The organism is Kocuria sp. CNJ-770 (assembly GCF_001942375.1).
GTDB lineage: Bacteria > Actinomycetota > Actinomycetes > Actinomycetales > Micrococcaceae > Kocuria > Kocuria oceani.
Genome location: NZ_MKJW01000067.1, coordinates 1 through 1,122, shown reverse-complemented (window position 1 = coordinate 1,122; position 1,122 = coordinate 1). Strand labels below are relative to the sequence as shown.

At 75.8% G+C, this 1,122-nt stretch carries 1 protein-coding gene; it reads left to right on the top strand.

Annotation, left to right across the window (positions count from 1 at the left end):
• Nucleotides 1–1,095, top strand: a 1,095-nt coding sequence (locus BJF77_RS03205) for a heparan-alpha-glucosaminide N-acetyltransferase domain-containing protein (RefSeq protein ID WP_255396116.1), incomplete at its 5' end; no start/stop codon positions are given.
• Nucleotides 1,096–1,122: the final 27 nt, after the last annotated feature.

Here is a 1,122-nt window from a genome sequence, read left to right as displayed (position 1 = left end):
CCGCGCTCCCGCCCCCCGGAGATCTCCATGACCACACCGTCCGAAGCTCCCCCCACCCTCACGACAGGCGCCGGCACGACAGGCGCCACCGCGACAGCTGCCGGCACGGCCGGCGTCGACCGCGCGCCCCGCGGGCCGGGGCGCCGGCCCCGCCTCGTCGCCGTGGACGCGGCCCGCGGCCTGGCCCTGATCGGCATGATCGCCGTCCACATCCTGCCCGCCCACGACCCCGAGACCTTCGCGCCCACGGTGCAGTGGACCCTGTTCGGCGGCCGCGCCGCGGCGCTGTTCGCCCTGCTCGCCGGGCTCAGCCTGGCCTTCTCCTCCGGCGGGCGGACACCGCACCGCGGACGGGAGCTGACCGCCACGCGCGCCGGGCTCGTGGTCCGCGCCCTGCTGATCGCCGCCGTCGGGCTCGGCATCAACGAGCTGATGCCCACCCCGGCCCCGGCCCTGGGCATCCTCGTCTACTACGGGGCGTTCTTCCTGCTGGCCGTGCCCCTGCTGGGCCTGCGGCGCCGGACCCTGGCCGCCGGCGCGGCCGTCCTCGCGGTCGCCGGCCCCCTGCTCGTGCACACCCTGGGACCGGCCCTGCCCCAGCCCGCGGCGGTCAACCCGACCCTGGGCAGCCTGGCGGCGGAGCCCGGGGCGTTCCTGGCCCAGGTGCTGCTGACGGGCACCTACCCCGCCGTGCCGTACCTGAGCTACCTCTGCGCTGGGCTGCTCCTGGGCCGCCTGGACCTGCACGCCGTCCAGGTGCAGGTCCGGATCGTGCTGGTCGGCGCGCTCCTGGCCCTCGGCGCGTGGTTCGCCTACTGGCTTCTGGTCCTCCAGTCCGGCGGCTACGACCAGCTGATGCGGCACACCCCCTGGCTGAGCGAGGACCAGATCGACGAGATCCTGGTCTGGGGCCCGAGCCCGGACCTGCCGACCTCCACCTGGTGGTGGCTGCTGACGGCCGGCCCGCACAGCAACACCCCGGTGACGCTGCTCATGGACCTGGGCACCGGCCTGGCCGTGCTGGGAGCGTTCCTCCTGCTCGCCCGGCGAACCCGCTGTGGACCACCCTGGGCGCCATGGGCGGGCGCACCCTGACCCTGTACTCGGCCCACCTGCTCGCCC